Source organism: Protofrankia sp. Cr1 (assembly GCF_963555865.1).
GTDB lineage: Bacteria > Actinomycetota > Actinomycetes > Frankiales > Frankiaceae > Protofrankia.
This window is the reverse complement of record NZ_CAUVXO010000443.1, coordinates 2,126-5,249: the sequence shown is the minus strand read 5'-3', so window position 1 is coordinate 5,249 and position 3,124 is coordinate 2,126. Positions and strand designations below refer to the sequence as shown.

Below are 3,124 nucleotides of genomic sequence, written 5' to 3'. Positions count from 1 at the left end.
GTTCTGCTACCCACCGCCGCCGGGTCAGCGGCTCGGTGAAGCCAGCCGGCTGCTGCGGCTGCGCACCGACCTTGACCTGACCGGACAGGTTCTACTCCATCCACCCGGCTTGGCGCACACCACCCGCGACGGCGTCGTGAAAGCCTCCCGGGTGCTGGTGGTACTGGCCCGGCCGGGGATCGAGAACGACACCTGCCTCCGGCTACGGCTACGCGACGCGCTGCTCTACCGGCTACCGGTCCTCATCGACGCCCACGGCGCGTCCGGTGCCTGGGTGACCGAGACCGGCTGCGGTCTCGCGGTCGACACCACCGACCCCGCCGATGTCGCGGCCGCGCTGTCCCGGCTCCTGACTGACCCCGCCTTGTACCACTCCTGCGTGACGGCACTGTCCGCGATCCGCAACGCCCACCGCTACGCGACCACGACCGGGCCTCTACTGCGCTTCCTGGAACGCGGACGCCACGCCCCCGACGCCAGCCATGCCCGACAGACCGCTGCGGTGGCGGAACTACTCGGGCGCCGGCCCGCGCTCGCTGACCCGCCGACCCACCCGATCTGACCTTCTCACCTGCTGTCGACCAAGGATCTGCCGATGACGACCGTGCTCCCACCCGCCATCCTGACCGCCCTCGGCGTGCGCCCCCACGCAGCGCCGTTCTTCCATCCGGACACCGACCTCACCCCGGTCCGGCTGTCCGGCTACACCCAGCCGACGTTTCCCGAACGGATGCGGTTGCTCACCCGGCTCTCCCGCGCCGGGTTCGTCGTCTTCACCGTCGATGAGGAACCCACCAGCGCCCGCGTGTGCGCGCTCGCGGGCCGCCTCGGTCTCGGCGCGGCGTTCGTCCCACCGCTGTACCAACCGAACCCCGCCGCGGCCGACCGGCTAGGGATCAGCCGGCTGACCGTGTCCGCCTCGACCGGGCCGACCCCGCACCCGGCGTTCGAGGCCACCGACGCGCAGCCGTTCCACACCGATGGCACCCTCCAACACCTCGGCGAGGTCCCCATCTCGATCCTGGCCTGTCACACGCCGGCCGCAAGCGGCGGCCAGTCGCTGCTGTTCAACGCCACCGGCGCGCTGGCCGTCCTGGCCGACACCGACCCGCCCGCGGCAGCCGCCCTGATGACTCCCGGCGTTCTGGTCCGGACCGCCACCATCAATCACTGCATGGACATGACCAGCGGTCCGGCGTTCGCGATCGACGACGGCCGGTTGCTATCCCGCTACTCCATCACCGCGACGGACCGGTGGAACCCAGACGCCGTCACAGACCCGGCTGCCTTCCATCGAGCCCTCGCCTTCCTCACCGCCGCAGGCAGCCCCGGCTCCCCTCATCGTCTGGAGCTGCGTCTGCCAGCCGGGCACGGTCTCCTGTTCGCCAACGACCGGATTTCCCACGGTCGGGCTGCCTACAGCGACAACCCAACCGCACCCCGCATCATGCTGCGCGGCCTGTTCCGCCATCGTCCCACCCTTACCGCAGGCGGTGACCGTGATGCGTGACAGCTGGCAAGCGATGATCATCGATGGTCTGGCGGCCCTGGAACGCCAGCAACAGCGGGCCCGGAACACCCTCACGCTGATCCCGTCGGAGAACAGCATGTCCCCGCTCGCCCGCATCCCTCTGATCACCGATGCCGCCCACCGATACTTCTTCGCCGACCCCGACAGCACGGACTGGAGCTTTCCCGCCGGCCGGCATGCTGCGGTGGTGGAAACCGAGCTCACGATCCCGGTGATGCGGGAGCTGACCGGCGCCTCCTACGTCACCGTCCGTCCGCTGTCCGGGTTGCACGCGATGACCCTGACTCTGGCCGGGCTCGCCGGCCCTCCAGGCAGCCCGGTCGTCACCGTCGACCCGAACCAGGGCGGCCACTACGCCACCGCCGATCTCGCTCGCCGGCTCGGCCTCCTCCCCCTGCCGGCCAGCGGGCCTGACCCGCACTCCCTCGACCTTGACGCGCTCACCACGCTCGTCGCCGAGCACCAGCCTCCGCTGGTCTACCTCGACCAGTCCCACAGCCTGTTCCCGTTCAACACCGCCGCGGTTGCCACCGCCATCCACGCCGCAGGCACCACCACCCGGCTCCACGTCGACGTCAGCCACTGGCTCGGGCTGATCGGCGGCGGGGCGCTTCCCAACCCGCTCGACCAGGGCGCGGACAGCATCGGCGGCTCCACTCACAAAACCTTCCCCGGCCCGCAGAAAGGATTCATCGCAACGAACGACGCAGCCATCGCCGGCCTCATTACTGCCATGCAACCCACGCTGATCTCCAATCATCATCTCGCTGCCGTGTGCAGCCTCGGACTCGCCGTCGCGGAGTTCCTGACCTGTGACGGAAGCGGCTACGCCCACGCCGTCGTGACGGCCGCCGGGGTGCTTGGCCACGCCCTGCACCAGCGAGGGCTACGCCCCGAGGCAGCCGACCGAGGCATTACCGCCAGCCACCAGCTCTGGGTTCGCACCACCCCGGTCGGCGTGGCCGCGACCACCGCCGCCGCCCGCCTCGAAGCCGCCGGGATCGCGGTCAACGTCCTGCCCGATCTGCCCGGCATCGGGGAGCCAGCGCTACGCCTCGGCGTCGCCGAGGCCATCTATCAGGGTCTCACCGTCCGTGATATGTACCAGCTCGCCGATCTGATGGTCTGTGCCGTCCTGGATCCCGCCGCCACCGGCAACATCGCCGCCCAGGTCGCCGTGTTGCGCCAGGCCCGCACCAGCCCTTACCAGCTACCGTGCGAGCACTTCGTCACGGCCACGCTCGAGCGGATCCTCAGCGGGTCTGTCGCTGGTGACATTCCCGACGTCCAGATGGCTGCGTGGCCCTGAGCCTGGATACACCGATTCGATTCGGTGCATCCAGGCTGAGTCGTCGATCCGACACTCCGGGAGCCACAGACATGCTGTGGTAGACGAGAATGGTTAGGCGTGAAGCCGCATACGGTCCACCAGCCCAGGGGAGAACATTGTGGTCATCTGGCTGAACGGAACGTTCGGCGTAGGAAAATCGAGCGTCACCGACGAACTACTCGCGATGATTCCCAATGCGCTGCTGTTTGATCCAGAAGAAGTCGGGTTTCTACTCCGACGGATACTCCCAAACCCGACCGGAG

General features: G+C 69.0%; 3 protein-coding genes. All 3 read left to right on the top strand.

The annotated features are described in order from the left end of the window. Positions 1-562: hypothetical protein (locus U9980_RS23290; RefSeq protein ID WP_322769892.1), on the top strand; the 562-nt coding region annotated here is incomplete at its 5' end. Between the two features lie 33 nt (positions 563-595). After that, a complete protein-coding gene (locus U9980_RS23285; RefSeq protein ID WP_322769891.1) occupies positions 596-1,510 on the top strand; it encodes a TauD/TfdA family dioxygenase in 915 nt (304 codons plus the stop codon). Beyond that, positions 1,503-2,840, top strand: coding sequence for a hypothetical protein (locus tag U9980_RS23280; RefSeq protein WP_322769890.1), 1,338 nt, complete (start codon positions 1,503-1,505; stop codon positions 2,838-2,840). Before U9980_RS23285 ends, U9980_RS23280 begins: the two co-directional genes overlap by 8 nt. Positions 2,841-3,124 lie beyond the last annotated feature (284 nt).